The organism is Methylosinus sp. RM1 (assembly GCF_011378635.1).
Taxonomy (GTDB): Bacteria; Pseudomonadota; Alphaproteobacteria; order Rhizobiales; family Beijerinckiaceae; genus Methylosinus; species Methylosinus sporium.
The window spans coordinates 165,819-189,965 of record NZ_WOVC01000001.1 but is presented as its reverse complement, the minus strand read 5'-3'; the positions used below and the strand labels follow the sequence as shown (position 1 = coordinate 189,965).

Below are 24,147 nucleotides of genomic sequence, written 5' to 3'. Positions count from 1 at the left end.
GAGGCGTGACGCGCGCTCACGCCACCGTCTGCTTGCCATTCTCGTCGAACAGCACCTCGGTCTCGTCCTCGCCCATCAGAATGAGCGCGCGGGCGAGACCGCCCTCGGCGCGATATTCGTAAGCGTGGCGCAGCTCCACCTCGCCATAGACCATCTTCTCGCACAGAAGCAGACGCTCGGCCTCGTCATAGCGGGCGCGAAAGAATGTGTTGCGATTGGCGAGGTCGTTCGGATCGAGCGGCGACGTCAATTTGAGCGGAAGGCTCACGCCGCTATAGGTAAGGAAATAGTAATAACCGTCACTGTCCGCCTTCATGCGTTTGTCTCCCGTCGGACCGGCATTGGCGCTCCCGCCGGCCTCGTCGGAGCGATTGCGTAGCGCGCTCCGCGCAAAAAGAAAACCGCCTCGCTGCGACCAATTCTGCGCTTGACGAAATCGAGAATCGAGATCACCATTTCATCATCGCGTCACAGGGGGCCGCGGGAAACGGCGACGAGCCGAACCCGGGCGAACCGATCGAGCGGGACCTCGAGGGATGAGAACGCGATGGGCGGGCCGGCGTGGCAACGCACGCAGGCCTCGAGTCGAGCGATACATGCGAGAGGAGCATGACGCCACCGGGTCACACCGTTTGACCTCAGCCGAGGTCGATGGCGCAGCGAAGAAATCGAGCGCAGGTTTCCTCAAGCGCCGACATTCGTGACATCCCCGACGGGCGGCGAAACGCGAAGGCCAAGCGCGACGCCTCCCAATCTTCCGAATCTGGAGCTTTCCGGAGATTTCGCATTTTGCGAAACAAGCGGCCCCGCCAGCCTCAGCGCTGCGGGGCCATCTCATGTCTTCCCCCTCCCGCCGAAATCATTTGTAATTCGTCCGCATATTCGCTAGCGCCTGCCTGCGGCGCAGCGTCGCGGAGGCGTCGATTTGAAAATCGTCATCGTCGATGAGAGTCCGGTGCGGGCTGCGATCCTCGAGGATGGATTGCGCGAGGCCGGCTTCACCAATGTCGAGCGCATTGCCGAAATGCGCAGCCTGCTCGCGCGCATCTATGCGATCGATCCGGACGTCATCCTCATCGATCTCGAAAATCCGAGCCGCGACATATTGGAGCAGATGTTCCAAGTGAGCCGCGCCGTGCGCAGGCCCGTGGCCATGTTCGTCGATCAGAGCGACGCCGCTTCCATTCAGGCTTCCGTCGACGCTGGCGTCTCCGCCTATATCGTCGACGGGCTGAAGAAAGAGCGCATCAAATCCATTCTCGATCTCTGCGTGTCGCGCTTCAACGCCTTCTCACGCCTGCAGGACGAATTGGCGCGCGCCAAATCGGAGATAGAAGAGCGCAAGACGATCGACCGCGCCAAAGGCCTGCTGATGAAGGCGAAGAAGCTCAGCGAAGAGGACGCCTATCGGCTGATGCGCAGCACGGCCATGCGCGAGAAGAAGAAGATTTTCGAGATCGCTCAGGCGATCATCACCGCCTCGGAGCTGTTCAAATGACCGCGGAGCGCGAACATTTACGCATCGGCTTCATTCCGCTCGCGGACGCCGCCGCGCTCTTCGTCGCCGTGGACAAGGGTTTCGCCGCGCAGGAAGGGCTCGATGTCGAGCTCGTGCAGGAAGTCTCCTGGTCCAATGTGCGCGACAAGCTCAATATCGGCATGTTCGACGCCGCGCATCTTCTCGCGCCCATCGCCGTCGCTTCCAGCCTCGGCGTCGGCCATGTGAAGACGCCGATCGTCGCGCCCTACAATCTCGCCATGAATGGCAACGCCATCACCGTCTCCCCCACGCTGCACGCAGCGATGAATGCGCGTCTCGACGGCGATGCGCTCGATCCGCTGGCCACGGCGCGCGCGCTCGCCCGCGTCGTCGCCGATCGCAAGGCCGCTCAGGCGGAGCCGCTGACCTTCGGCATGACCTTTCCCTTCTCCGGCCATAACTACCAATTGCGCTATTGGATGGCGGCCGGCGGCGTCGATCCGGATGAGGATGTGCGCCTCGTGGTGCTGCCGCCGCCCTATATGGTCGGAAGCCTGGCGCAGGGCCATGTCGACGGCTTTTGCGTCGGCGCGCCGTGGAATTCGGTCGCCGTCGATCTCGGCGTCGGACATATTCTGCATTTTTCGGTCGAGCTGTTCTCGCGCTGCGCGGAAAAGTCGCTCGCCATGCGCGAGAGCTTCGCGCTCGAGCACCCGAATGTCGTCGCCGCTCTGCTGCGCGCGCTGCGTCGCGCCGCGCGTTTCATCGCCGAAGCCGATCCGCATGAGATCGCCGCTCTGCTCGCACGGCCGGATCGCGTCGGCGTCGGCGCCGATGTAATCTTGCGGACGCTGCAAGGCCGGCTCAAGATCGCGCCCGATGGCGCGACGCGCGAGAATGCGCGCTATCTGCTGCTCGGCCAGGAAGGCGCCGAGCGGCCCGACCCCACTCAGGCTGCATGGCTCTATGCGCAAATGGCGCGCTGGGGACAGGCGCCCGTCTCATCCGCCCTTCTCGACGCGGCGAAAGCCGTGTTCCGCCCCGATCTCTTCGACGCCACTCTGCCTGCGGCGCCGCGCTCCGGCGACGCCATCAGCGCCTTCTGCGGCCCAAAATTCGATGATCGCGACCTCGACGCCTATCTCTCCGCCTTCCCCATTCGCCGCACGCCATAGCCTGTTTTTTTATCGATCCGGCGCCTGCCTATTGGGCAAGGCGCCGACTGAGGCGTCGCGCCTCGCCGCGACGGTTCTACAAAAATCCTTTGATTTACAAAGGATAATGGCTGTTCCGCCATTTGGCGCGCAGCTTGCAACACTCTCCCCGACGATGCGCCTCGCGCATCTTTCCATTTGTCCAACGACGGACGAACAGCAACGCCGCTGTCCCGAGGAGTTCGCGCGCCATGCGCTCTCCCGAGGGAAGCGGCTTTTTGCGTTTCGCGCCGTCGACTAAAGGACGGCGCCGACTCGCCCTGACCGATGCGCTCGCAGCGCGAAGAGGACGACGGTGACGATGACAGACGAAACAAGCTCAGCGAAAACCAATGCGGCCATGACGCTCGATCGTCGCGCGCTGCTGCGCGGCGCGGCCGGCGCCGCGGCGAGCTTCGCCGCCATTCGCACGGCCTTCCCCGGCGGCGCCTTCGCGCAAGGCGCAGGGCCGGAAACGACGAAAGCGATCCTCGGCTATATCGCGCTGGTCGACGCCGCGCCGCTCATCATCGCCAAGGAAAAAGGCCTTTTCGCCAAGCATGGCATGCCGGATGTCGAGGTCGTCAAGCAGGCCTCCTGGGGCGCGACGCGCGACAATCTCGTGCTCGGCGGCGCCGCGAACGGCATAGACGGCGCGCATATTCTCACGCCCATGCCCTACCTCATCACCACCGGCAAAGTGACGCAGAACAATGCGCCGACGCCCATGTACATACTCGCGCGCCTCAATCTCGACGCGCAGGGCATTTCCGTCGCCAATGAATATAAGGATCTAAAGGTCACAACCAACGCCTCGGCGCTGCGCGAGGCCTTCGCCAAGAAGAAAGCCGAAGGCAAAGAAGTGAAGGTCGCCATGACCTTCCCCGGCGGCACGCATGATTTGTGGCTGCGCTATTGGCTCGCCGCGGCCGGCATAGATCCCGACAAAGACGTCTCGACCATCGTCGTGGCGCCCCCGCAAATGGTGGCCAATATGAAGGTCGGCAATATGGACGCCTTTTGCGTCGGCGAGCCGTGGAACGAGCAGCTCGCCAATCAGAACATCGGCTACACCGCCTGCGCGACCGGCGAGATCTGGTCGAAGCATCCAGAAAAAGCGCTCGGCCTGCGCGCCGATTGGGTAGACAAAAACCCGCGCGCCGCACGCGCGCTCACCGCCGCCGTGCTGGAAGCGCAGCAATGGTGCGACAAAACGGAGAACAAAGCCGAGCTCGCGGAGATCGTCGGCAAGCGCCAGTGGCTCAACGTGCCCGTAGCCGACATCGTCGGACGCTTGAGAGGCGATCTCAATTACGGCAACGGCCGCATCGAGAAAAGCACGAAGCAGTTCATGAAATTCTGGCGCGACGCCGCCTCCTATCCTTTCAAGAGTCACGACGCCTGGTTCGTCACCGAGGACATTCGCTGGGGCAAGCTCGAGCCGACGACGAACATCAAGGCGCTCGTCGACAAGGTGAATCGCGAGGACATTTGGCGCGAGGCGGCGAAGTCCATCAATGTCCCGGCGAAGGAGATTCCCGCATCCACGTCGCGCGGCAAGGAGACCTTCTTCGACGGCAAGGTCTTCGATCCGGAAAATCCGCAAGCCTATCTGAAGAGCCTATCCATCAAGCGCGCGCAGGTTTGACCGAAGAGGCCGAAATGACGATGCAAATCACCAAGAATGATCTCGTCGACGCGACGCCTGGCGACGATCGTTCGATCGACGAGCTCTATGCGCGGCGGCGCGTTCCGCTGGTCGAAAAATATGGCGCGAATATTCGCGCCTTCTTCGCGGCGGTCCTGCCGCCGATCATCGTGCTCGCAATATTGCTGGGCGTCTGGCAGCTTCTCTGCATCAAGCCGACCTCCGCCCTGCCACCGCCCTCGCGCATTTGGAGCGAGGCGAATGATCTCATCCTGCATCCCTTCTTCGTCGCGGGACCGCAGGATATCGGCCTCGGCTGGCGCGTGCTGACCTCTCTGCAACGCGTCGCCCTCGGCTTCGGACTCGCCAGCGTCGCCGGCGTGCTGCTCGGCGTCGTCGTCGGACAATCGCGCTGGGCGATGCGCGGGCTCGATCCGCTGTTCCAAGTGCTGCGTACCGTGCCGCCGCTCGCCTGGCTGCCGATCTCGCTCGCGGCCTTTCGCGACAGTCACCCTTCGGCGATCTTCGTGATCTTCATCACCTCCATCTGGCCGATCATCATCAACACGGCCGTCGGCGTGCGCAATATTCCGCAGGATTATCGCAATGTCGCCGCCGTGCTGCGGCTCAATCACCTCGAGTTCTTCTGGAAGATCATGATTCCCTCGGCCGCGCCGTATATTTTCACCGGCCTGCGCATCGGCGTCGGTCTCTCCTGGCTCGCCATTGTCGCCGCGGAAATGCTGACCGGCGGCGTCGGCATCGGCTTCTTCATCTGGGACGCCTGGAACTCCTCGCGCCTCTCCGACATTTTCGTCGCCCTCGCCTATATCGGCGTCACCGGCTTCGTGCTCGATCGCATCGTCGCCACGATCGGCGCATTCGCCACGCGCGGCGCGCAAGCCTCCTGAAAGGATTCGCCATGAGCTATCTCCGCATCGATCATGTCGACAAAATTTTCGCGAGCGGCGCCCGCGCGACGAAAGTGCTCGAAGCCGTCGATCTCACTGTCGAGAAGGGACAACTCGTCACCATCATCGGCCATTCCGGCTGCGGCAAATCCACGCTGCTCAATATCGTCGCCGGGCTGGTGAGCGCGAGCGCCGGCGGCGTCGTGCTGGAAAATCGTCAAGTCGATACGCCCGGGCCGGATCGCGCCGTCGTCTTCCAGAATCATTCGCTGCTGCCTTGGCTCACCGTCTACGACAATGTGCGCCTCGCCGTGGACAAAGTGTTCTCGCGCAAAAAGAGCCGCGCCGAACGCCATGATTGGACCATGCGCAATCTCGAGCTCGTGCAGATGACCCATGCGAAGGACAAGCGTCCGAGCGAGATTTCCGGCGGCATGAAGCAGCGCGTCGGCATCGCTCGCGCGCTCGCCATGGAGCCGAAGGTTCTGCTGCTCGACGAGCCCTTCGGCGCGCTCGACGCGCTCACCCGCGCGCATTTGCAAGATCAGGTGATGGCGCTGCATCGCACGCTCGGCAATACGGTGATGATGATCACGCATGATGTGGACGAGGCTGTGCTGCTCTCCGACCGCATCGTGATGATGACCAATGGTCCCTGCGCCACGATCGGCGAGACGCTGGACGTAGCTCTGCCGCGCCCGCGTGATCGCGTCGCTCTTTCCACCGATCCTCACTATCTCGAATGCAGGCGCCGCGTGCTGCAATTCCTCTATGAGCGTCATCACTATGTCGAAGCGGCGTGAGGCGGACGAAAAATGAGCGAGCCTCTCGTCATCATCGGCAATGGCATGGCCGCCGCGCGCCTCGTCGACGAATTGTCGAAGCGCGCGCTCGGCCGCTACGCCATCGCCGTCATCGGCGAGGAGCCGCGCCTCGCCTATAATCGCGTGCTGCTCTCTTCCGTGCTCGCGGGCGACGCGGACATGGCCGAGATAGAGCTGAGGCCCGCGGGCTGGTGGCGCGACCGCGGCGTTACTCTTCTCTACGGCGCCAAGGCGCACGCCATAGACCTCGCGACGAGACGAGTGTCGCTAGAGAGTGGCGAAAGCGTCGGCTTTTCCAAGCTCGTGCTCGCCACCGGCTCGCGCGCGCTGCGTCTGCCGCTGCCCGGCGCGCAGCTGCAAGGCGTTCATGTGTTCCGCGACGGCGCCGACGTCGACGCGCTGAAGCGCCTCGCGGCGCAGCGCAAGAAAATCATCGTCATCGGCGGCGGCCTGCTCGGTCTCGAAGCCGCCTATGGCCTCGTCAAAAGCGGCGCCGAGGTCTCACTCGCGCATGTCACCGATCGGCTGATGGAGCGGCAGCTGGACAAGGACGCGGCCGAGCTGCTGAAACGAATTATCGAGAGCAAAGGAATTGACGTTCTGCTGGAAGCGCGCACGACACGCATCCTCGGCGATGACCGCGTCAGCGCGATAGAGCTTGCCGATGGTCGGCGGCTCGCGGCCGATGGCGTCGTCTTCGCCGCGGGAATTGCGCCCAATATGGAGCTGGCGCGCGACGCGGGCGTGAGCACGCAAAGAGGAATCGTCATCGACGATCATATGGAAACGAATATCGCCGATATCTTTGCGATCGGCGAATGCGCGCAGCACAGAGGCGTCTGCTATGGCCTCGTCGAGCCCGCCTATGACCAGGCGCGCGTCCTCGCCGCGAGACTCTGCGGCGAAAGCGACATTTACGAAGGAAGCATCGTCTCCACCAATCTGAAGGTCTCCGGCGTCAATGTCTTTTCCGCCGGCGAGTTTATGGAAAGCGACGGCGCCGAGACGATCTCCTGGCGCGACTTTGGGCTCGGCCTCTACAAAAAGCTGATCATTGAGGACGGCCGTCTCGCCGGCGCCGTGCTCGTCGGCGACACCAGCGCCGCGCTCTGGTGCATCGAGCTCATTCGCTCGCGCGCCGATGTGACGCAATGGCGCGATGCGCTGATCTTCGGCCGCGCGCTCTGCGAAAGAAAGGCGGCATGACCATGGCCGGCGATTTCACAGCAGAACAAAAGCGCTATCTCGAAGGCTTCGCCTCCGGCTTCCAGGCCTCGCGCGCGCAACGCGCCACGCCGACCAAGGAAAGGCCGACCGGCCCCGACGCCATTCATTTCGCGGCGCAGGATCGCGCCGTCGCGAATGGCGTCGCGCTCAATGAGCAAGAGAAAATCAAGCGCGAGGAACATCCCTTCGACGCCTATGCGCGACTCGTCGCGCAGGCCAAGCGCAATGAGCCGCCGAAACCCGCCGATAACTTTCGTTGGCGCTATCATGGGTTATTCTATGTCGCGCCGACACAAGCGGCCTATATGTGCCGCCTGCGCATCCCCAATGGAATTCTCACCCATTGGCAATTCGCCGGCCTCGCCGATCTCGCCGACAGCCATGGCGGCGGCTATCTGCATGTGACGACGCGCGCCAATCTGCAAATCCGCGAGATAGAGCCCGAGAGCGCCGTCGCCATGATCGAAGGCGTGCAGAGCGTCGGCCTGTGGACGCGCGGCTCCGGCGCCGACAATATTCGCAACATCACCGGAACGCCGACCGCCGGAATCGATCCGCAGGAGCTCATCGACACGCGCCCCTTCGCGCGCGCGCTGCATTTCCACATTCTCAACGACCGCTCGCTCTCCGGCCTGCCGCGCAAATTCAACATCGCTTTCGACGGCGGCGGCCGCATCGCCGTGCTCGAGGATACTAATGACGTCGCCTTTCAGGCGGTCGAGATTCGTGACGGGCATGGGCTCGCGCCGGGCGTCTATTTCCGTCTCGCGCTCGGCGGCATCACCGGCCATAAGGATCTCGCGCGTGACACCGGCGTGATCGTTCCCCCGGACGAAGCCGTCGAGATCGCCGACGCCATATTGCGCGTCTTCATCGAGACCGGCGACCGCACCAATCGCGCGCGGGCGCGATTGAAATATGTGCTCGATCAATTGGGTTTCGATCGATTTCTGACGCTCGTCGAGGAAAAGCTCGGACGTCCCCTGCTCCGCGCGCGGCAGGAGGCGATCGCGCCACGGCCCGGCTTCGACAGGCTCGCGCATATCGGCGCACATGCGCAGAAAGAGGCGCGGAAAAGCTGGGTCGGCGTCGCATTGAAGCTCGGTCGCCTGACGAGCGACGAAGCGCGCGGTCTCGCGACGATCGCGCGCGAGCTCGGAGATGGCGACATAAGGCTCACCGTCTGGCAAAATCTGCTCATTTCTGGAGTTGCCGACGCGCGGATCGACGACGCGCTCACGCGGATCGAAGCGCTCGGACTTTCGACGAAGGCGTCGCCGGTCCGCGCGGGCCTCGTCGCCTGCACGGGCAATGTCGGCTGCCGTTTCGCCGCCGCCGACACCAAAAGGCATGCGGACGAGATCGCCACGCATTGCGAGGAGAGAATAGAGATCGATACGCCGATCAACATACATTTGACTGGCTGCCGTCATTCCTGCGCTCAGCATTATATCGGCGACATCGGCCTCGTCGGCGCGCGCGTTCCGATCAATGAGGAAGGCGATACGGTCGAAGGCTACAATTTGATTGTCGGCGGCGGCTTCGGCGCGGAGGGCGCGATCGGCCGCGAGCTGCTCGAGAATGTCGCGGCGACAGATGCGCCGCGCAAGATCGAGAGCCTGTTGCGCGCCTATCTCGCGCATCGCGCGACCGGCGAAGAGAGCTTCGCCGCCTTCACGCGGCGCCATGACGCAGAAGCTTTGCGACGGTTGATCGCGGAGACGGAACAATGACCAAGATCACGCAGCCGCAACGTCTCGATCTCATTCCACCCTCGGCTCCATTCTCTGAAGAGCAGCGCGCCTGGCTCAACGGTTTTTTCGCCGGGTTGATGTCGATGGACGACGCCGGCGTCGTCGCTCTGTCGCCAGCGGAAAATGCGGCCATCGCCGGCGACGCGGATGATGGCGCCGCGCCTTGGCATGATCCGACACTGCAATTGCAGGAGCGCATGACGCTCGCGCAAGGCCGTCCTTTGCGTCGACGGATGATGGCCGCAATGGCGCAGCAGGACTGCGGCCAATGTGGCTATGATTGCCAAAATTATGCGGAGGCGCTGTTCGCCCATAAGGAGGAGCGCCTCAATCTCTGCGCGCCCGGCGGCAAGGACACCGCGCGCATGTTGAAGACGCTCACGCAAGAGCGCGGCGCTGCGCCATCCACCGAGTCGGCGTCGACAGCGCCGTCGGTCTCGCATTCCACATCGGCGCCGGGCCGTTCACGCGACAATCCGGTCGAGGCGATATTTCTGTCGCGTCGGAGGCTGAACAAGCCGGCATCGGAAAAGGAGACATGGCATATAGAGCTCGATCTCTCGAGGAGCGGAATCGATTACAGCGCCGGCGATTCTCTCGGCGTCTTTGCGCAGAATGATCTCGGCCTCGTCGATCAGATCATCGCCATGATCGGCGCCTCGCCGCTCGCGCCAGTGAAGGGCAAGAGCCTTCGCGAAGCGCTGCGTGACGATTGCGCGCTTTCGCCTGCGCCCGATCGGCTCTTCGAGCTGATCTCCTTCCTCACCGGCGGCGAGACGCGCGCAAAGGCGCGCGCGCTGGCGCAGGGAGAAGATAGAGACAATGACGCCGCCGATCTCGACGTGCTGGCGGCGCTGATGAAATTTCCCGGCGTGCGGCCGCATGCGGAAGCTTTCGTCGAGGCGCTCGAGCCTCTGCAGCCGCGGCTCTATTCCATATCCTCCTCGCCGAAGGCGGCGCCGGGGCGCGTGTCGCTCACTGTCGACGCCGTGCGCTACAAGATCGGCAAGCGCCTGCGCAAAGGCGTCGCCTCCACTTTTCTCGCGGAGCGCATCGAGAACGAAGCGCCGGTGAAAGTCTATGTGCAGGCGTCGCATGACTTTTCGCTTCCGGATGATCCGAATGCGCCGGTTGTCATGATCGGCCCCGGCACGGGCGTGGCGCCGTTTCGCGCCTTTCTGCAAGAGCGGCGGGCGATCGGCGCGCACGGACGCAATTGGCTGTTCTTCGGCCATCAGCGCAGCGATTGCGATTTCTTCTATGCAGATGAATTGAACGCGATGAAGTCCTCCGGCCTGCTCACGCGCCTCTCGCTCGCCTGGTCGCGCGACGGCTCCGAGAAATTCTATGTGCAGGACCGTATGCGCGAAGTCGGGCGCGATCTCTTCGCCTGGCTCGCCAATGGCGCGCATATCTATGTCTGCGGCGACGCCAAACGCATGGCCAAGGATGTCGAGCGCGCGCTCGTCGATATCGTCGCGCAATATGGCGCGCGCGCCACTGACGAGGCGGTCGCCTTCGTCGCCGAATTGAAGAAGAGCGGCCGCTACCGACAGGATGTCTATTGATGCAGAGAGTCGATCCGCGCAGCGCCTCTGTCGCGACCGTTTGCCCCTATTGCGGCGTCGGCTGCGGCGTGCTGGCGACGCCGGATGGATGCGGCGGCGCGGCTGTCGCCGGCGATCCCGATCATCCGGCGAATCATGGGCGGCTCTGCTCCAAAGGCTCCGCCCTGCATGAGACGCTGTCGCTCGACGGGCGTCTGCTGCATCCTATGCTGCGCGCCGGTGAGACGCTACGACGCGCGACATGGGACGCGGCGCTGGATCATGTCGCACAGGGCTTTGCGCGCATCATCGATACGCATGGGCCGCAGGCGGTGGCGTTCTATCTCTCCGGCCAATTGCTGACGGAGGATTATTACGCCGCCAACAAGCTGATCAAGGGCTTCATCGGCTCGCCCAATGTCGATACCAATTCGCGGCTGTGCATGGCCTCGACAGTGGCGGGACATAAGCGCGCCTTGGGCGCCGATGTGGTGCCGGGATGCTATGAGGATCTCGATTGCGCCAATCTCATCGTGCTCGTCGGCTCCAATGCGGCTTGGTGTCATCCGATTTTGTTTCAACGCATGTTGCGCAACAAGCAGGAGCGCGGCGCGAAGATCGTCGTCATCGATCCGCGCCGCACGGCGACCGCGGAAGAGGCCGATCTCTTTCTGCCCATCGCGCCCGGCGGCGATGTTGCGCTCTTCTGCGGCCTTCTCGCACATCTCGTCGCCAATGGCGCGACCTGCGACGACTATATCACGCAGCATACCGAAGGCTTCACGCAAGCGCTCGACGCCGCGCGCGCGATCGCGCCGACCATCGCCGCGACCGCCGCCGCGACGGGGCTGCGCGAGGTCGATGTCGCGGCTTTCTTCGAGCTCTTCGCCACGACGCAGAAGACTGTCACGGCCTTTTCCCAGGGCGTCAATCAATCCGCGCAGGGGACCGACAAGGTCGACGCGATCATTCATTGTCATCTCGCGACGGGACGCATCGGCGCGCCCGGCGCCGCGCCCTTCTCGCTCACCGGCCAGCCCAACGCCATGGGCGGACGCGAGGTCGGCGGCCTCGCCAATCAGCTCGCCGCGCATATGGGCTTTTCCGACGCCGAGGTCGATCGCGTTCGGCGCTTCTGGAACGCGCCGCGCATTGCGACGCATGAAGGCTTGAAGGCCGTGCAAATGTTCGAGGCCATCGCACGCGGCGAGATAAAGGCGCTGTGGGTGATGGGAACCAACCCCGCCGTCTCGCTGCCTCGAGCCGATGACGCACGCGCGGCGCTTGCGAAGCTCGATCTCTTCGTCGTCTCGGACAATGTGCTGTCGAACGATACGATAAACGCCGGCGCGCATGTGCTGCTGCCGGCGCAGGCCTGGGGCGAGAAATCCGGCACGGTCACGAATTCGGAGCGGCGCATCTCGCGTCAGCGCGCCTTTCTGCCCTCGCCCGGCGAGGCGAAGCCGGATTGGCGCATCGTCAGCGACGTCGCGACGCGCATGGGCTTTAGCGACGCCTTTCGTTTTCGGTCCGCCGCGGATGTGTTTCGCGAACATGCGGCGCTCTCGGCTTTCGAGAATGACGGCGCGCGCAGCTTCGACATAGGCGGGGTCGCGACGCTCTCGGATGAAGCCTATGACGCGCTGCATCCGACGCTATGGCCGATCCGCGCCGGCGAGACGAAAGGGCGCGAACGCTTTTTCGGCGAGGGCGGCTATTTCACCGCCAATGGCAAGGCGCGCTTCGTCGCGCCCGAGCCGCCGTCGCTGAAGGCCGCGACAACGGCGGCCTTTCCCTTCCACCTCAACACCGGGCGCATTCGCGACCAATGGCACACGATGACGCGCACGGGCAAAAGCCCGCGTCTCGCGCGGCATTCGCCCTTTCCCTTCGTCGAGATTCATCCCGCCGACGCTGCGCCGCTCGGCCTCGTCGATGGCGGCTTCGCCTGCGTCTCGACACGCCATAGCGAATGCCTGCTCGTAGTGTGTGTCACCGATCGCCAGCGGCGCGGGCAATTATTCGCGCCCATTCATTGGAGCGACGAGACGGCCTCTTTCGCGCGCGTCGGCGCGCTCGTCGCCGCGAACGTCGACCCGCATTCGGGACAGCCGGAAGCGAAGGCGACTCCGGCGCGCATAGATGCGGTCACATTCAAATCGCGCGGCTTTCTGCTCTCGCGCGCGCCGCTGCGGCCGATGATCGCCGCGCTCGGAACCAAGGTCGTCGTCGCCGGCGGTCACGGCCTTCTCTTCGCCTCGGACGCGGCTCTCGGATCATGGCGCGATTATGCGGCGTCGCTCGGCGATGAGGCAGGTGTCGCGGAATATCTCGACGAGGCGCGCGGCATCTATCGCGCCGCGCGCTTTCGCGAGCAGCGCGTCGATTTCTGTCTCTTCGTCGGAAGAGAGGATGCGCGCGGCGCCTTCGACGCGGCGACGGCGCTGTTCGAGACAGAGTCGCTCGGCTTGGAGCAGCGCAAGGCGCTTTTGTCGGGACGCTCGCCCGATGGCGCGGCGCAGGATGGTCCGATCGTCTGCGCCTGCTTCGGCGTCGGCGCCGCGGCGATCGACGCGGCCATCGCGAAGGGCGCGCACAGCGTCGCCGCGATCGGCGAGACGCTGCGCGCCGGCACGAATTGCGGCTCCTGCATTCCAGAGCTGAAGCGCGCCATCGCCGCGGCGCGCGCCTGCTGCGAAGAGTGAGCGCGGCTTATTTCGTCAGCGCCGCGACGCCGGGAAGCTCCTTGCCCTCGAGCCATTCGAGGAAAGCGCCGCCCGCGGTCGAGAGATAGCTGAACTCCTGCGCCGCATGGGCCTGATTGAGCGCGGCCACAGTGTCGCCGCCGCCGGCGACGGAGAGCAGTCTGCCTTCCACGGTCAAACGCGCCGCCGTCTGCGCGACGGCGTTGGTGCCTTCGTCGAAAGGCGGCAGCTCGAAGGCGCCGAGCGGGCCGTTCCACACCAGCGTCTTCGCCTTGGCGAGCAGGCTCTCTATATGGGCGATGCTCTTCGGCCCGACGTCGAGGATCATGTCGCTCTCGCCGACATGCTCGATCGCGACGATGTGCGAGGGCGCATGAGCTTCGAATTTCTGCGCGACAGTGGCGTCGATCGGCAGCACGATCTCGCAATTGGACGATTGCGCATCGGCGAGAATGGCGCGCGCCTTTTCGAGCAGTTCGTGCTCGCACAGCGACTTGCCGACCGGCTTGCCCTCAGCGGCGAGGAATGTATTGGCCATGCCGCCGCCGATGACGAGAATATCGACCTTGCGGATGAGATTGCCGAGCAGATCGAGCTTGGTGGAGATTTTCGCGCCGCCGACGATCGCCATAACGGGGCGCGCGGGATGCTCCAGCGCCTCGGAGAGCGCCTGCAGCTCCGCCTGCATGGTGCGGCCGGCATAGGCCGGTAGAAGATGCGCCAGCCCTTCCGTCGAGGCGTGTGCGCGATGCGCGGCGGAGAAGGCGTCGTTCACATAGACATCGCCGAGCTCGGCGAGCTGCGCCGCGAAGGCGGGATCGTTCTTCTCCTCGCCCTTGTGAAAGCGCGTGTTCTCGAGCAGCAGAATGTCGCCATTTTTGAGCTGCGCGATCGCCGCGCCGGCGACATCGCCGACGCAATCATCGGCGAAGGCAATTTTGCGCTTGGCGGTCTCCTCTATCGCGGAGACGATGGGCTTCAAGGAATCCTCTTCCTTGCGCTCGCCCTTGGGGCGGCCGAAATGGGCGAGAAGGATGACCTTGCCGCCCTTTTTCGAAATATCCTCGATCGTCGGCAGCACACGCTCTATGCGCGTCTTGTCGGTGACGACGCCATTCTCGGTCGGCACATTGAGATCGACGCGCAACAGGACGCGCTTGCCGTCGAGATCGGCGGAATCGAGGGTTTTGAAAGACGGCATGATCGTGTCCCGGTGAATGAGGAAAAAATCGCGTCTAGATGAGCTTGGCGATCGTCGCGGCGACATCCGTCATGCGGCCGGAGAAGCCCCATTCATTGTCGTACCAGGACAGGATGCGCACCAGCTCGCCCTCGATCACCTTAGTCTGATCGAGATGAAACACGGATGAACGCGGATCATGGTTGAAATCGACCGAGACATTCTTGTCGTCCGTGTAGCCGAGCACGCCCTTCAGCGGACCGTCGGCGGCGGCGATGATGGCGGCGTTGATCTCTTCCACGCTCGTCTTGCGCCTGGGGACGAATTTGAGATCGACAGCCGAGACATTGGGCGTCGGCACGCGAATGGCGGCGCCGTCGAGCTTGCCTTTCAGCTCCGGCAGCACCAGGCCCACGGCCTTCGCCGCGCCGGTGGAAGTGGGAATCATCGACAGAGCGGCGGCGCGAGCGCGGTAGAGGTCCTTGTGATACGTGTCCAGCGTCGGCTGGTCGCCCGTGTAGGAGTGGATCGTCGTCATGAAGCCACGCTCTATGCCGATGGCGTCATTCAGCACCTTGGCGACGGGCGCGAGGCAATTGGTGGTGCAGGAGGCGTTGGAGATCACGAGATCGTCCTTCGTGATCTTGTCCTGATTGACGCCATAGACGACGGTGATGTCGGCGCCTTCGGAAGGCGCGGAGACCAGCACGCGGCGCGCGCCGGCGTCGAGCAGCGCTTTGGCCTTGTCGCGCGCTGTGAAAAGGCCCGTGCATTCGAGCGCAATGTCGATTTCGAGCGCCTTATACGGCAGCTCGGCCGGATTCTTGATCGCCGTGACCTTGATCGGCCCATAGCCCACGTCGATCGAATCGCCATCGACCTTCACCTCGCGCGGGAAGCGGCCATGCACGGAATCATAGCGCAGCAGATGGGCGTTGGTCTCGACAGAGCCGAGATCGTTGATCGTCACCACCTCGAGGTCGGTGCGGCCGGTCTCGACGATGTAGCGAAGAATATTGCGTCCGATGCGTCCGAACCCATTGATCGCCACTCTCACGGCCATAGCGGTGCTCCTTCTCATCTGCTCGCTCGGGCGGGGCCGGGCGGCCGCTGAACCGCCCAAAATCGGGGCTTTGCCCATTTTGCCGCTTTTTGTGGCGGCGAACGCCCGCTCGAATGAGCGGCTTGATAACAGGTCGCGCCCCCCTGTCAACGCGGCTGCCGGCCGCTCTGCGGCGGAGCCGCGGCTCGGATTGGGGTTTACGCGATTGTCGCCAGGAGATAACGATTCTTACGTGCGAATCTAATCGCGATCGGTCCGGTTTCCATATGACGCAAGTCCCACACAGGCTCGACGACGCGCTGCAACGGCTCTCCGCCGCGCTGGAGCGGCTGGAGGAGACTGTCGCGCGACGCAGAGAGGCGGAGCTGTCGCACGCCGACCTCGAGGAGGAGCTCGCCGTCATGCAGGACGATCGCAGCCGCCTCGGTCTCGAGCTCGACGCCGCCCTCGCCCAGAACAGCGCGCTGGAGAAGGCGCGCGACGAGGTGCTGACGCGTCTCGACCGCACGAGCCTCGGCATTATCGCCGTGCTCGGCGACGAGGACAGGACGCAGACCTAGCGAGAGGCGGCGAATGGCGCATGTGGTGGTGACGATCGCGGGCCGGACCTATCGCATGGCCTGCGAGGATGGCGAGGAAGCCCATCTCGACGAGTTGGCCAAGCTCGTCGAAAACAAGATCCTGTCCTTGCGTGACGGCTTCGGCGACATTGGCGAGCAGCGCATCACCGTGATGGCGGCGCTCACCCTCGCCGACGAGGCGTCGATCGCGACGCGCAAGCTCGAGGCCGTGCAAACAGAGCTGGCGACGCTGCGCGCGGATGCCGCTGCGGCGAAAGAGGCGGAGGCCGCTCTCACGGAGAAGCTGGCCGCCGCGCTCGAGAATGCGACGATGCGCGTCGAGCGTCTCTCGCGAGACCTTCGGCATGGGGGCGACGAGACGCCCCCTATGCTCTGAGACTTGCAGCGCGGCCCGAGCCGGGCGCGCGCGTCAGCGCCCCCAGGCCTCGAATTCCGGCTGGTGCTTGACCTTCTCGAGCTCGTCGGCCTGCTGCGACAGCTGAATATGCCGGCGTTCCGCCGCGTCGCGCTCCGCGCCATCCTTGAGAATGGCGATCTTGAGCTGCTCGGTCGCCTTGCGGGCGAGGCCGTTGATCCAGCGGTTGATATTGGTGACGACCAGATTCTTGCGCGCCAGCTCGGCGTCGCGGCCGGTCGCGTCGCTCTTCAAAATGTCGCGCTCCTTGACCGCCGCGGCGAGTTGCGCGTCGAGCTCGGCGAGCTTGTCCGGCGCGGCGCCGGCGCGCGCCTTCTCGATGGCGGCGATGCCGTCGTCCAGCCAGGAGATTTGCTGCGCGAGCACACCGTCCTTGATCGGGCCCTTGACGTCGAAGGAATTGGGCAGCGGAAAAAACGGGCTGATCTCCACCGCTCGCGCCGGAGCGGCGGCGAAGGGCGCCGAGATCAGGACAGCCAGAGCCAGTGAGGCGAATTTCGACATGTTTCTCTCCCATGCCGGCGGGTCATTGTCTCTCGTGACGGCGCGCCCATCTCCCAGAGGACCGCCGCCGCCCGCGGCTGCTCGAGATTGGGCCAATGACGCGGCCAAGGCAAGCCTCGTTGAGCCTCGTCCATTAGCCTCGCGATCGATGAGCCCTCGCGATTTCGAACGCCGCGCGGCCGACGGCTCGCCCTGCTGCGCTGTTTTTTCGCAGGCTCGACATTCGGAGCGCGAACGGAACAGGAAAGCATCTGCGATGCTCTTGATCCGGCGCTGATATATTGCGCTACAGCTCTGCGCTACACATCAGCGCTCGGACATGCGATAATGCTCTGGGGCTGAAGCGGATGCTCGGCGCGGCGGTCGACTCGGCGACGCCAGCGCGTTATTTTCAGTCTCCCTACCATTGTCGACCGCCAATTTTCCGGGAAGGTCGATTTCATATCTTATCGACACGGTCGAGATACGACAAAAAGAGAATATTTTCTTCCAAGGGCGAGGCAAATGCTCGAACTCGACTGTGACAACTGCTCGAACGCCACAATGCAAGGTCTGCGCGCGCTTCAGCATGATGTGCTCGAGCGGCTGGCGCGCGGCAGGCCGTTGCAAGAGACGATGAACGAGCTTTGTCGCCGCGCCGAGCAGCTCGTCCCCCCTGTCATCTGCTCGGTCCTCACCGTCGACCGCGAGGGCCGACTGCATCCGCTGGCGGGTCCGAGCCTGCCGGAGCATTATTCATTGGCGCTCGACGGCATGAGAATGGGGCCGGACGCCGGCTCCTGCGGCGTCGCCGCCTATTTCGGCGAGCCGATCGAAGCCACCGACATAGAGACCGACCCGCGCTGGGCCGATTTTCGCGCCTTGGCGCTTCCGCTCGGCCTGCGCGCCTGCTGGTCGTCGCCGATTCGCGCCTCCAATGATCGCGTCGTCGGCACTTTCGCTTTCTATTATCCGTCCTGCCGGGGCGCCAGCCCGCTCGACCGCACGATCGTCGAAACTTGCGTGCATCTTTGCGCGATCGCTCTGGAGCAGGAGGAGCGCAAGGAGCGCATCCGTCGGCTCGCCTATTTCGACGCCGTCACCGGAATCGCCAACCGCGCCGCCATGGAGCAGCTCGGCGAAAGCGCGATCGCCGCCGCCGTGGCCAATGGCTTCGGCGCCGCGATCCACTGCGTCGATCTCGACAATTTCAAGGAGATCAACGACACGCTGGGGCACAGAGCCGGCGATATTCTGCTCAAATCCGTCGGCGAGCGCATTGCCGCCATCGTGAAAAAAGGCGACATCGTCGCCCGCATCGGCGGCGACGAATTCGCGGTGGTCCAGTCGCACGCCGCCTCGCCCGCCGATGTCGGCGGCTTCGCCATGCGGCTGATGGAGGCGATGGCCGCCCCTTTCGACCTCGAGGAGGCGATGGCGACGGTCGGAGTCAGCGTCGGCATCGCCCGCGCGCCGGATGACGGCTTCGATCTGCGAACGCTGATGCGCAAGGCGGATTTCGCTCTATACGAGGCCAAATCCAGCGGCCGCGGCCATTTCCGCTTCTTCGATCCCGGCATCGAATCCCGCATCTCCGCCAATCGCCGAATTTGGCAGGATCTCAAGCAGGCCGTCGACGGCAGCGAGTTCGAGCTCCATTTCCAGCCGATCGTCGCGCTCGGCGTCGCCCGCGTCTGCGGCTATGAGGCTCTGCTGCGATGGCGGCATCCGCGCGACGGCCTGCGGACGCCGGAGGATTTCCTTCCCGTCGCCACCAAGGCCGGCCTCCTTTACGAGATCGGCGCCTGGATATTGAACGAGGCCTGCGCCAGCGCCGCCGCCCTGCCCCCGGATGCGCGCGTCAGCGTCAATGTGAGCGAAGTCCAATTGGAGAAGACCGGCTTCGCGCGCGACGTCGCCGCGGCGCTCGCCGGAGCCGACATGGACCCGAGCCGGCTGGAGATCGAGATCGCCGGCCCGCTGCGTCTCGACGACAATGCGGAAATTCTGAGCTGCCTGACCGCGATCCGACAACTCGGCGTCTCCATCGCGCTCGATGATTTCGGCGCCGGCGGCGCGACCCTCGCGCATCTTCGGGCGCTGCCGGTCGACCGCGTAAAGGTCGGCCGCTCGCTGACGCAGGCGGCCGCGACCGACCCGCGGGCGGCGACGATCGTCAAAGCCCTCGTCGTCCTCGCGCATGATCTCGGCGTAGCGACGACGGCGGAGGGCGTCGAGACCGACGCGCAGCTGCGCATGATGCGCCAGTTCGGCTGCGACGAGATTCAAGGCTTTGTCGTCAGCCCGGCGCAACCGCTCTCCGCCTTCCTCGAAGGCGCAGACAGCGCCCGTCCACCCTTGTCCCTCGCTTAGACTCGATCGGACGGCGCCCTTCGCTCCGCGCTCGAGGGCTGCGCTCGCCATCGGGAGCGCTAGATTCCCGGGCGATGAGGCTTTTTCCGCCGCCGGCGGAAAGCCGTCCGCGACAATTCGGGAAAAATCGCGTTTCCTCGGCCCGCGGCGCGTCGGAGATCCAACCATGTATCGCACTGGGCGCGATCTGCTTTCCGAGGAGCTGGAAATCGTCGACGCCGCGGCCCTCGACGCCGCGATCCGGGCCGATCAGGCGCAAATGCTCGCCGACGGAAGGTCCGTCCTCGTCTTCAATGCGGCGAACGCCGCAATCGTCGCTGGCGTTTTCCACGAATTCTACTCCCGCGCGCAGATTGCCGTCTGGCTGCTCGCCTTCGTCCTTTTGGTGGCGGCGCGCCTGATCCACGCCGGCCGCTATCGCGCCGACGCGGCTTCTCCGGAGGAGGTCGACCGCTTCCTCACGCTATGGACGCTCGGCTCGACGCTCACCGGCGGCTTGTGGGGCGCCGCCTCCTCGCTTTTGTGGCTGACGCCGGACACGAGCTATCACGCCTTCGTCGTCTTCGCCGCCGGCGGCATGGCGGCCGGCGCGGTCATCACCAACTCCGCCTATCTGCCGGCGATGCTCGGCTTCATCGCGGTGGATGTGCTTCCCGCCATCGTCGCGCTTTTCGCATGGCGGCAGCCGACCGCAATGGCGATGGGGGCGCTGCTCGCCGCCTTCACCGCCGTGCTGATCATCCTCGGCCTGCGCGCCAATGGCTGGCTGATATCGGTGTCGCGGCGCCGGCTCGTGCAGGAAGCGCTGTCGGCCGCGCTCCATCAGCGCAACGCTTTGCTCCACGCCGTCTCGACCGTGGCGACCGAGCTCGCCACAGCGGCCCCGAGCGCCGCCGCCATTCCCGACCTTCTCGAATCCGTCGGCGGAGCCATCGAGGCCGACCGCATTCTCGTCTTCGAATCCGGCTCGACGCCGACCGCGCCGCCGGCTCTGCTGCATTTCTGGCGGCGGTCCGAATCACCGATCGCGCTGGATGCGACATTCTTCGAGGCCGACGAGGCGCGCGGCGCGTTTTTGTCGGCTCCGCTGCTCGCCGCTCTGACGGAGCGCCGGCCGATGACCGCGGCGACGCGGACGCTCGAATCCGGCCCCGCCAAATCCTTTCTCGAGCAGGCCGGCGTGCGCTCGGTTCTGTTCGCGCCCATCGTCGTCGACGGCGCCGCCTGGGGCTGGATCGAGGTCGAAGACTGCCGCGCCGAGCGCCGATGGACGGCCGCCGAAATCGACGCGCTGCGCATACTCGGCGATCTCATCGCCGGCTCGGTCGCGCGGCGGCGCTATATCGATCGCCTCCGCGACGCCAATGAGGTCGTCGAGCGCAGCCCGACGCTGCTGTTCCGCCTGCGCATGGACAGCCGCCGGCCGCGGCTCGTCTATGTGTCCCACAACATAGCGCTGTTCGGCTACGACCCATGGGAGCTCACCGATCCGGCGAGCAGCCTCGCCGATTGCGTCCATCCCGACGATCTCGACAAGGTCGGCGCCTCGCTGGCGCGGGCGGCCGCGGATGGAAGCCGCGGCGGCATGGTGGAATTCCGCTTTCGGCGGCGCGACGGCGGCTATCGCTGGCTCGACGCCCGCTACGCCGCGCGCGAGCGTCCCGGTCGTTCGCAGCTGATCGAAGGCGTCGCGCTCGACGTCACCGAGCGCAAGGAGGTCGCGGACCAGATCGCGATCCTCGCGCAGACCGACGCTCTGACCGGCCTCGCCAATCGCCGCATCTTCCTCGATGCGCTGCGCCGCGCCTTCGCGAACGCCGAGGCCGGCGGCGAGCGCTTCTCGCTGCTCTATATCGACGTCGACCATTTCAAGGAAGTCAACGACCGGCTCGGCCATGCGAGCGGCGACGCGCTGCTGGAAGCGCTGGCGGCGCGGCTGAAAGGCCATTGTCGCGCCGGCGACGTCGTCGCGCGGCTCGGCGGCGACGAATTCGCGATATTGCAATCCAACTCGCGCGACGCCGCCAGCGCTTCCGTCATGGCGGCGAAAATCTGCGCGCTCTCGGCGGAGCCCTATGCGCTGCCCGGCGGCGATCTGCGCGCCACGGTGAGCGTCGGCGTCGCTCTCTTCGCCTCCGCGCTGGAGGGGCCGGACGCCATGCTGGCGCGCGCCGATCGCGCCCTCTATCGCGCCAAGGAGAACGGCAGAAACCAATATCGCATCTATTCCGAGACGGCGCCGGCGGAGAATGTCTCGACTTGAATTTTCGCGTGGCGGCGCCGTGGATATCGAGGACGCGCGGCTCGCCGCCCCCATTCCCGTCCCCGCCTCCTCGTATTAGACTCGCGCCCATGACCGACGCCCCCATCCGCTATGTCGAGCCCGTCTTTCGCCCGCCGAGTGAGGCGGAGTCGCTGATCCTTCCCGTCACCGACGGCTGCTCCTGGAATCGCTGCAGCTTCTGCGAGATGTACACCGCGCCGCAGAAGCGCTTCCGCCCGAGGGACGAAGCCGAGGTGATGGAGAGCATAAAGCGCTGCGGCGCGCTCTATGGCGCTTCGGTCGCGCGCGTGTTTCTGGCCGATGGCGACGCCATGACATTATCGACGCGCCGTCTCGCCGCCATTCTGGAGGCGATCCGCCGCGAGCTGCCCGGCGTGCGGCGCGTCTCGAGCTATTGCCTGCCGCGCAATGTGAGCCGCAAATCCGTCGCCGAGCTGCGCGATCTCGCCGCGCTCGGCCTCTCGCTCGTCTATGTGGGCGCCGAATCGGGCGATGACGAAGTGCTGGCGAAGGTCGAGAAGGGCGAGACCTTCGCCTCGACGCGCGAGGCGCTGGAAAAGCTCGGCGAGGCCGGGATCAAGCGCTCGGTGATGATTCTCAACGGGCTCGGCGGCGCTGCGCTCAGCCGGGGACACGCCGAAAATTCGGCGGCGCTGATCAACGCCGCGCAGCCGGAGTTTCTGGCGACGCTGGTCGTCAGCTTCCCCAAGGGCGAGGCGCGGTTCCGCGCCGATTTCCCCGATTTCGCGCCGCTCGACGTGCCGGGGCTGCTGCGCGAGATGGAGGTTTTCCTCTCGCGGCTGGAATTGCGGCGAACCGTATTCCGCAGCGACCACGCCTCCAATTGGCTGGTCCTGCGCGGCACGCTCGGCGCCGACAAGCCGCGCTTGCTGGAGCAGCTCCGCGCAGCCATCGCCGCTCCGGAGGCGGCGCCGCTGCGGCCGGCCTGGGCGCGGGGGCTCTGAAGCTTCGCAATATGCGCCGGCGCACAGCGCCGCCCGCCGATCTCGGCCAGGATGCGGCCGGGTCGAAGAGCGGCCATTCGTCGAGAGAAAGATGCGCGCATGATCAAGATCGAGCTCGAGCCGCAGATCGCCAAGGAGCTCCTGATCGTCCTGGAGCGGCGACTGCTGGTTATTCACGAGGTCGAGCAGCGGCTGAAATCCGCGAAGACCGGAACCATCGAGCAGGAGAAGGAGGCGATCATTCCGATGATTATCGCGCTCGAGGGCGCGCTGAAGATACCGCCGCATCAATAGGCGGTGCGTCGGAGAGGCGGGACGGCTATGCTGGCCGCCTCCCTCCGACGAAAGGCGGCAACTATGCAATTCCTCCACACCATGATCCGCGTCGGCGATCTCGACGGCTCGCTGGATTTTTTCTGCGGCAAGCTCGGCCTCGTCGAGGTGCGCCGCACCGAGAACGAGAAGGGCCGCTTCACGCTCGTCTATCTCGCCGCGCCGGACGATCTCCCGCAGGCGAAGAGCGTCGCCGCGCCGCTCGTCGAGCTCACCTATAATTGGGACGAGCATGATTATGCGGGCGGCCGCAATTTCGGCCATCTCGCCTTCGCCGTCGACGATATCTATGCGGTCTGCGCGCGTCTGCAGGCGGCGGGCGTCACCATCAACCGCCCGCCCCGCGATGGCTATATGGCCTTCATCCGCTCGCCCGATCACATTTCGATCGAGCTGTTGCAGAAGGGCGCGCCGCTGCCGCCGGCCGAGCCCTGGAGCTCCATGCCGAATATCGGCGCCTGGTGAGGGCGCGCCGATATTATTACTGAACGCTCGCGAGCGTTCAGTAATAATAATAGTAGCGGCGCCGGCGGCGGAAGCGCGGCCGGTAGTGCCGCCGCCAATAGCGGCGGCGCCAGCGCGGCCGCCACACGCGGCGGCGGTAATACCAATAGGTTTTTTCGACCTGCGCCCGGTCGATATCCTCCTGCGTCGCCACGGCGGCCTCGGGAGCCGGCGCCGGCGCGAGGGGCGCATCGAGCGGCGCGACCGAGGTGAGCGCCAGAGAGGGGCCGGCGGCGAGGGCCGCCGCCGCGCCGACGACGAAAAATTTCATGAAAGAGCGGCGTTCCATCGACATTCCTCCATAAAGCCGCGGCGATCCGCGACGGCTCTCCAGCAGAAATCGCGCGGCTCGGGCGGCCGGCAAGGCCTTCGCCGCGCAGACTGCGGAGCCTCGTGAAACCTTTTCACTTCGACGACGTTTTGCTTACGCGGCCCGGGCGGGGCGCCGGTACGATCGAATAGATTCAAATCAAGTCGAGATTCGTGACGATATGACGGCCAATGACGGGGGAAAAGCTTTGAATGAACTGGTTCGGCGCTTGCGTATCTGGTCCGGCTTTTGCGTATGCGTTTTTGCCCGCGACTTCGTTCCGGCGGCGGAGCGCCGCCTCGAACGGAAGCGGACAATAGCCGGCGCAGGGACGGCGCAGCGCCGCATGAAGACGATGGGAATTTCA

21 protein-coding genes are annotated in these 24,147 nt (G+C 65.0%); 16 read left to right on the top strand and 5 right to left on the bottom strand.

The window, feature by feature from the left end; genetic code table 11:
* Nucleotides 1-16: 16 nt before the first annotated feature.
* Nucleotides 17-316: a DUF6156 family protein gene (locus FMZ75_RS00795; RefSeq protein ID WP_108916166.1), complete on the bottom strand. Its 300-nt coding sequence runs from the start codon at nucleotides 314-316 to the stop codon at nucleotides 17-19.
* A 609-nt stretch (nucleotides 317-925) separates the two neighbouring features.
* Between FMZ75_RS00795 and FMZ75_RS00790 the strand changes: the two genes are divergently transcribed.
* The 9 genes from FMZ75_RS00790 to FMZ75_RS00750 all read left to right on the top strand — a co-directional run bounded on the left by FMZ75_RS00790 (nucleotide 926) and on the right by FMZ75_RS00750 (nucleotide 13,289).
* Nucleotides 926-1,498, top strand: a complete 573-nt coding sequence (locus FMZ75_RS00790) for an ANTAR domain-containing response regulator (RefSeq protein WP_036294433.1) — start codon at nucleotides 926-928, stop codon at nucleotides 1,496-1,498.
* Nucleotides 1,495-2,655, top strand: coding sequence for a CmpA/NrtA family ABC transporter substrate-binding protein (locus FMZ75_RS00785; protein WP_166140948.1), 1,161 nt, complete (start codon nucleotides 1,495-1,497; stop codon nucleotides 2,653-2,655). Before FMZ75_RS00790 ends, FMZ75_RS00785 begins: the two co-directional genes overlap by 4 nt.
* Nucleotides 2,656-2,995: 340 nt before the next feature.
* Entirely contained in the window at nucleotides 2,996-4,321 is a 1,326-nt protein-coding gene (locus tag FMZ75_RS00780; RefSeq protein WP_166140947.1) for a CmpA/NrtA family ABC transporter substrate-binding protein, read from the top strand.
* 14 nt (nucleotides 4,322-4,335) lie between these two features.
* On the top strand, nucleotides 4,336-5,232 hold the full coding sequence (gene ntrB, locus FMZ75_RS00775; RefSeq protein WP_166140946.1) for a nitrate ABC transporter permease: 897 nt from the start codon (nucleotides 4,336-4,338) through the stop codon (nucleotides 5,230-5,232).
* Nucleotides 5,233-5,243: 11 nt separating this feature from the next.
* Nucleotides 5,244-6,035, top strand: coding sequence for an ABC transporter ATP-binding protein (locus tag FMZ75_RS00770; RefSeq protein WP_142863265.1), 792 nt, complete (start codon nucleotides 5,244-5,246; stop codon nucleotides 6,033-6,035).
* Between the two features lie 12 nt (nucleotides 6,036-6,047).
* Nucleotides 6,048-7,262 carry an NAD(P)/FAD-dependent oxidoreductase gene (locus FMZ75_RS00765; protein ID WP_166140945.1) on the top strand — a complete coding sequence of 405 codons (1,215 nt, stop codon included), beginning with the start codon at nucleotides 6,048-6,050 and terminating at the stop codon, nucleotides 7,260-7,262.
* A gap of 2 nt (nucleotides 7,263-7,264) precedes the next feature.
* Nucleotides 7,265-9,016 (top strand): NirA family protein, encoded by a 1,752-nt coding sequence (locus FMZ75_RS00760; protein ID WP_166141022.1) that lies wholly within the window; start codon nucleotides 7,265-7,267, stop codon nucleotides 9,014-9,016.
* Nucleotides 9,013-10,605: a sulfite reductase subunit alpha gene (locus FMZ75_RS00755; RefSeq protein ID WP_166140944.1), complete on the top strand. Its 1,593-nt coding sequence runs from the start codon at nucleotides 9,013-9,015 to the stop codon at nucleotides 10,603-10,605. Before FMZ75_RS00760 ends, FMZ75_RS00755 begins: the two co-directional genes overlap by 4 nt.
* Complete coding sequence (locus FMZ75_RS00750; RefSeq protein ID WP_166140943.1) at nucleotides 10,605-13,289, top strand: nitrate reductase; 2,685 nt, start codon at nucleotides 10,605-10,607, stop codon at nucleotides 13,287-13,289. Before FMZ75_RS00755 ends, FMZ75_RS00750 begins: the two co-directional genes overlap by 1 nt.
* Before the next feature lie 7 nt (nucleotides 13,290-13,296).
* Here the strand turns inward: FMZ75_RS00750 and pgk are convergent, their stop codons facing one another.
* Both pgk and gap read right to left on the bottom strand, forming a co-directional pair.
* Nucleotides 13,297-14,490, bottom strand: a complete 1,194-nt coding sequence (pgk, locus tag FMZ75_RS00745) for a phosphoglycerate kinase (RefSeq protein WP_166140942.1) — start codon at nucleotides 14,488-14,490, stop codon at nucleotides 13,297-13,299.
* A 34-nt stretch (nucleotides 14,491-14,524) separates the two neighbouring features.
* The gene (gap, locus tag FMZ75_RS00740) at nucleotides 14,525-15,532 is read right to left on the bottom strand and encodes a type I glyceraldehyde-3-phosphate dehydrogenase (RefSeq protein ID WP_166140941.1); all 1,008 of its coding nucleotides are present in this window, start codon (nucleotides 15,530-15,532) and stop codon (nucleotides 14,525-14,527) included.
* Between the two features lie 266 nt (nucleotides 15,533-15,798).
* Between gap and FMZ75_RS00735 the strand changes: the two genes are divergently transcribed.
* Nucleotides 15,799-16,092 carry a DUF4164 family protein gene (locus FMZ75_RS00735; RefSeq protein WP_108916035.1) on the top strand — a complete coding sequence of 98 codons (294 nt, stop codon included), beginning with the start codon at nucleotides 15,799-15,801 and terminating at the stop codon, nucleotides 16,090-16,092.
* A gap of 13 nt (nucleotides 16,093-16,105) precedes the next feature.
* The gene (locus FMZ75_RS00730; protein WP_166140940.1) at nucleotides 16,106-16,489 is read left to right on the top strand and encodes a cell division protein ZapA; all 384 of its coding nucleotides are present in this window, start codon (nucleotides 16,106-16,108) and stop codon (nucleotides 16,487-16,489) included.
* Between the two features lie 33 nt (nucleotides 16,490-16,522).
* On the opposite strand, the gene FMZ75_RS00725 is transcribed toward FMZ75_RS00730, so the two are convergent.
* Nucleotides 16,523-17,032, bottom strand: a complete 510-nt coding sequence (locus FMZ75_RS00725) for a hypothetical protein (protein ID WP_244594577.1) — start codon at nucleotides 17,030-17,032, stop codon at nucleotides 16,523-16,525.
* Nucleotides 17,033-17,536: 504 nt separating this feature from the next.
* Here FMZ75_RS00725 and FMZ75_RS00720 point away from each other — a divergent pair.
* The 5 genes from FMZ75_RS00720 (at nucleotide 17,537) to FMZ75_RS00700 (ending at nucleotide 23,431) form a co-directional block, all read left to right on the top strand.
* Nucleotides 17,537-19,384 (top strand): bifunctional diguanylate cyclase/phosphodiesterase, encoded by a 1,848-nt coding sequence (locus tag FMZ75_RS00720; protein WP_246728699.1) that lies wholly within the window; start codon nucleotides 17,537-17,539, stop codon nucleotides 19,382-19,384.
* Nucleotides 19,385-19,550: 166 nt separating this feature from the next.
* Nucleotides 19,551-21,647: a sensor domain-containing diguanylate cyclase gene (locus FMZ75_RS00715; protein WP_166140939.1), complete on the top strand. Its 2,097-nt coding sequence runs from the start codon at nucleotides 19,551-19,553 to the stop codon at nucleotides 21,645-21,647.
* Between the two features lie 89 nt (nucleotides 21,648-21,736).
* Nucleotides 21,737-22,633, top strand: a complete 897-nt coding sequence (locus tag FMZ75_RS00710; protein ID WP_166140938.1) for a radical SAM protein — start codon at nucleotides 21,737-21,739, stop codon at nucleotides 22,631-22,633.
* A 99-nt stretch (nucleotides 22,634-22,732) separates the two neighbouring features.
* On the top strand, nucleotides 22,733-22,927 hold the full coding sequence (locus FMZ75_RS00705) for a hypothetical protein (protein WP_166140937.1): 195 nt from the start codon (nucleotides 22,733-22,735) through the stop codon (nucleotides 22,925-22,927).
* 63 nt (nucleotides 22,928-22,990) lie between these two features.
* A complete protein-coding gene (locus FMZ75_RS00700; protein ID WP_142864519.1) occupies nucleotides 22,991-23,431 on the top strand; it encodes a VOC family protein in 441 nt (146 codons plus the stop codon).
* Between the two features lie 37 nt (nucleotides 23,432-23,468).
* On the opposite strand, the gene FMZ75_RS00695 is transcribed toward FMZ75_RS00700, so the two are convergent.
* Nucleotides 23,469-23,759 carry a hypothetical protein gene (locus FMZ75_RS00695; protein WP_142864518.1) on the bottom strand — a complete coding sequence of 97 codons (291 nt, stop codon included), beginning with the start codon at nucleotides 23,757-23,759 and terminating at the stop codon, nucleotides 23,469-23,471.
* Nucleotides 23,760-24,147: the final 388 nt, after the last annotated feature.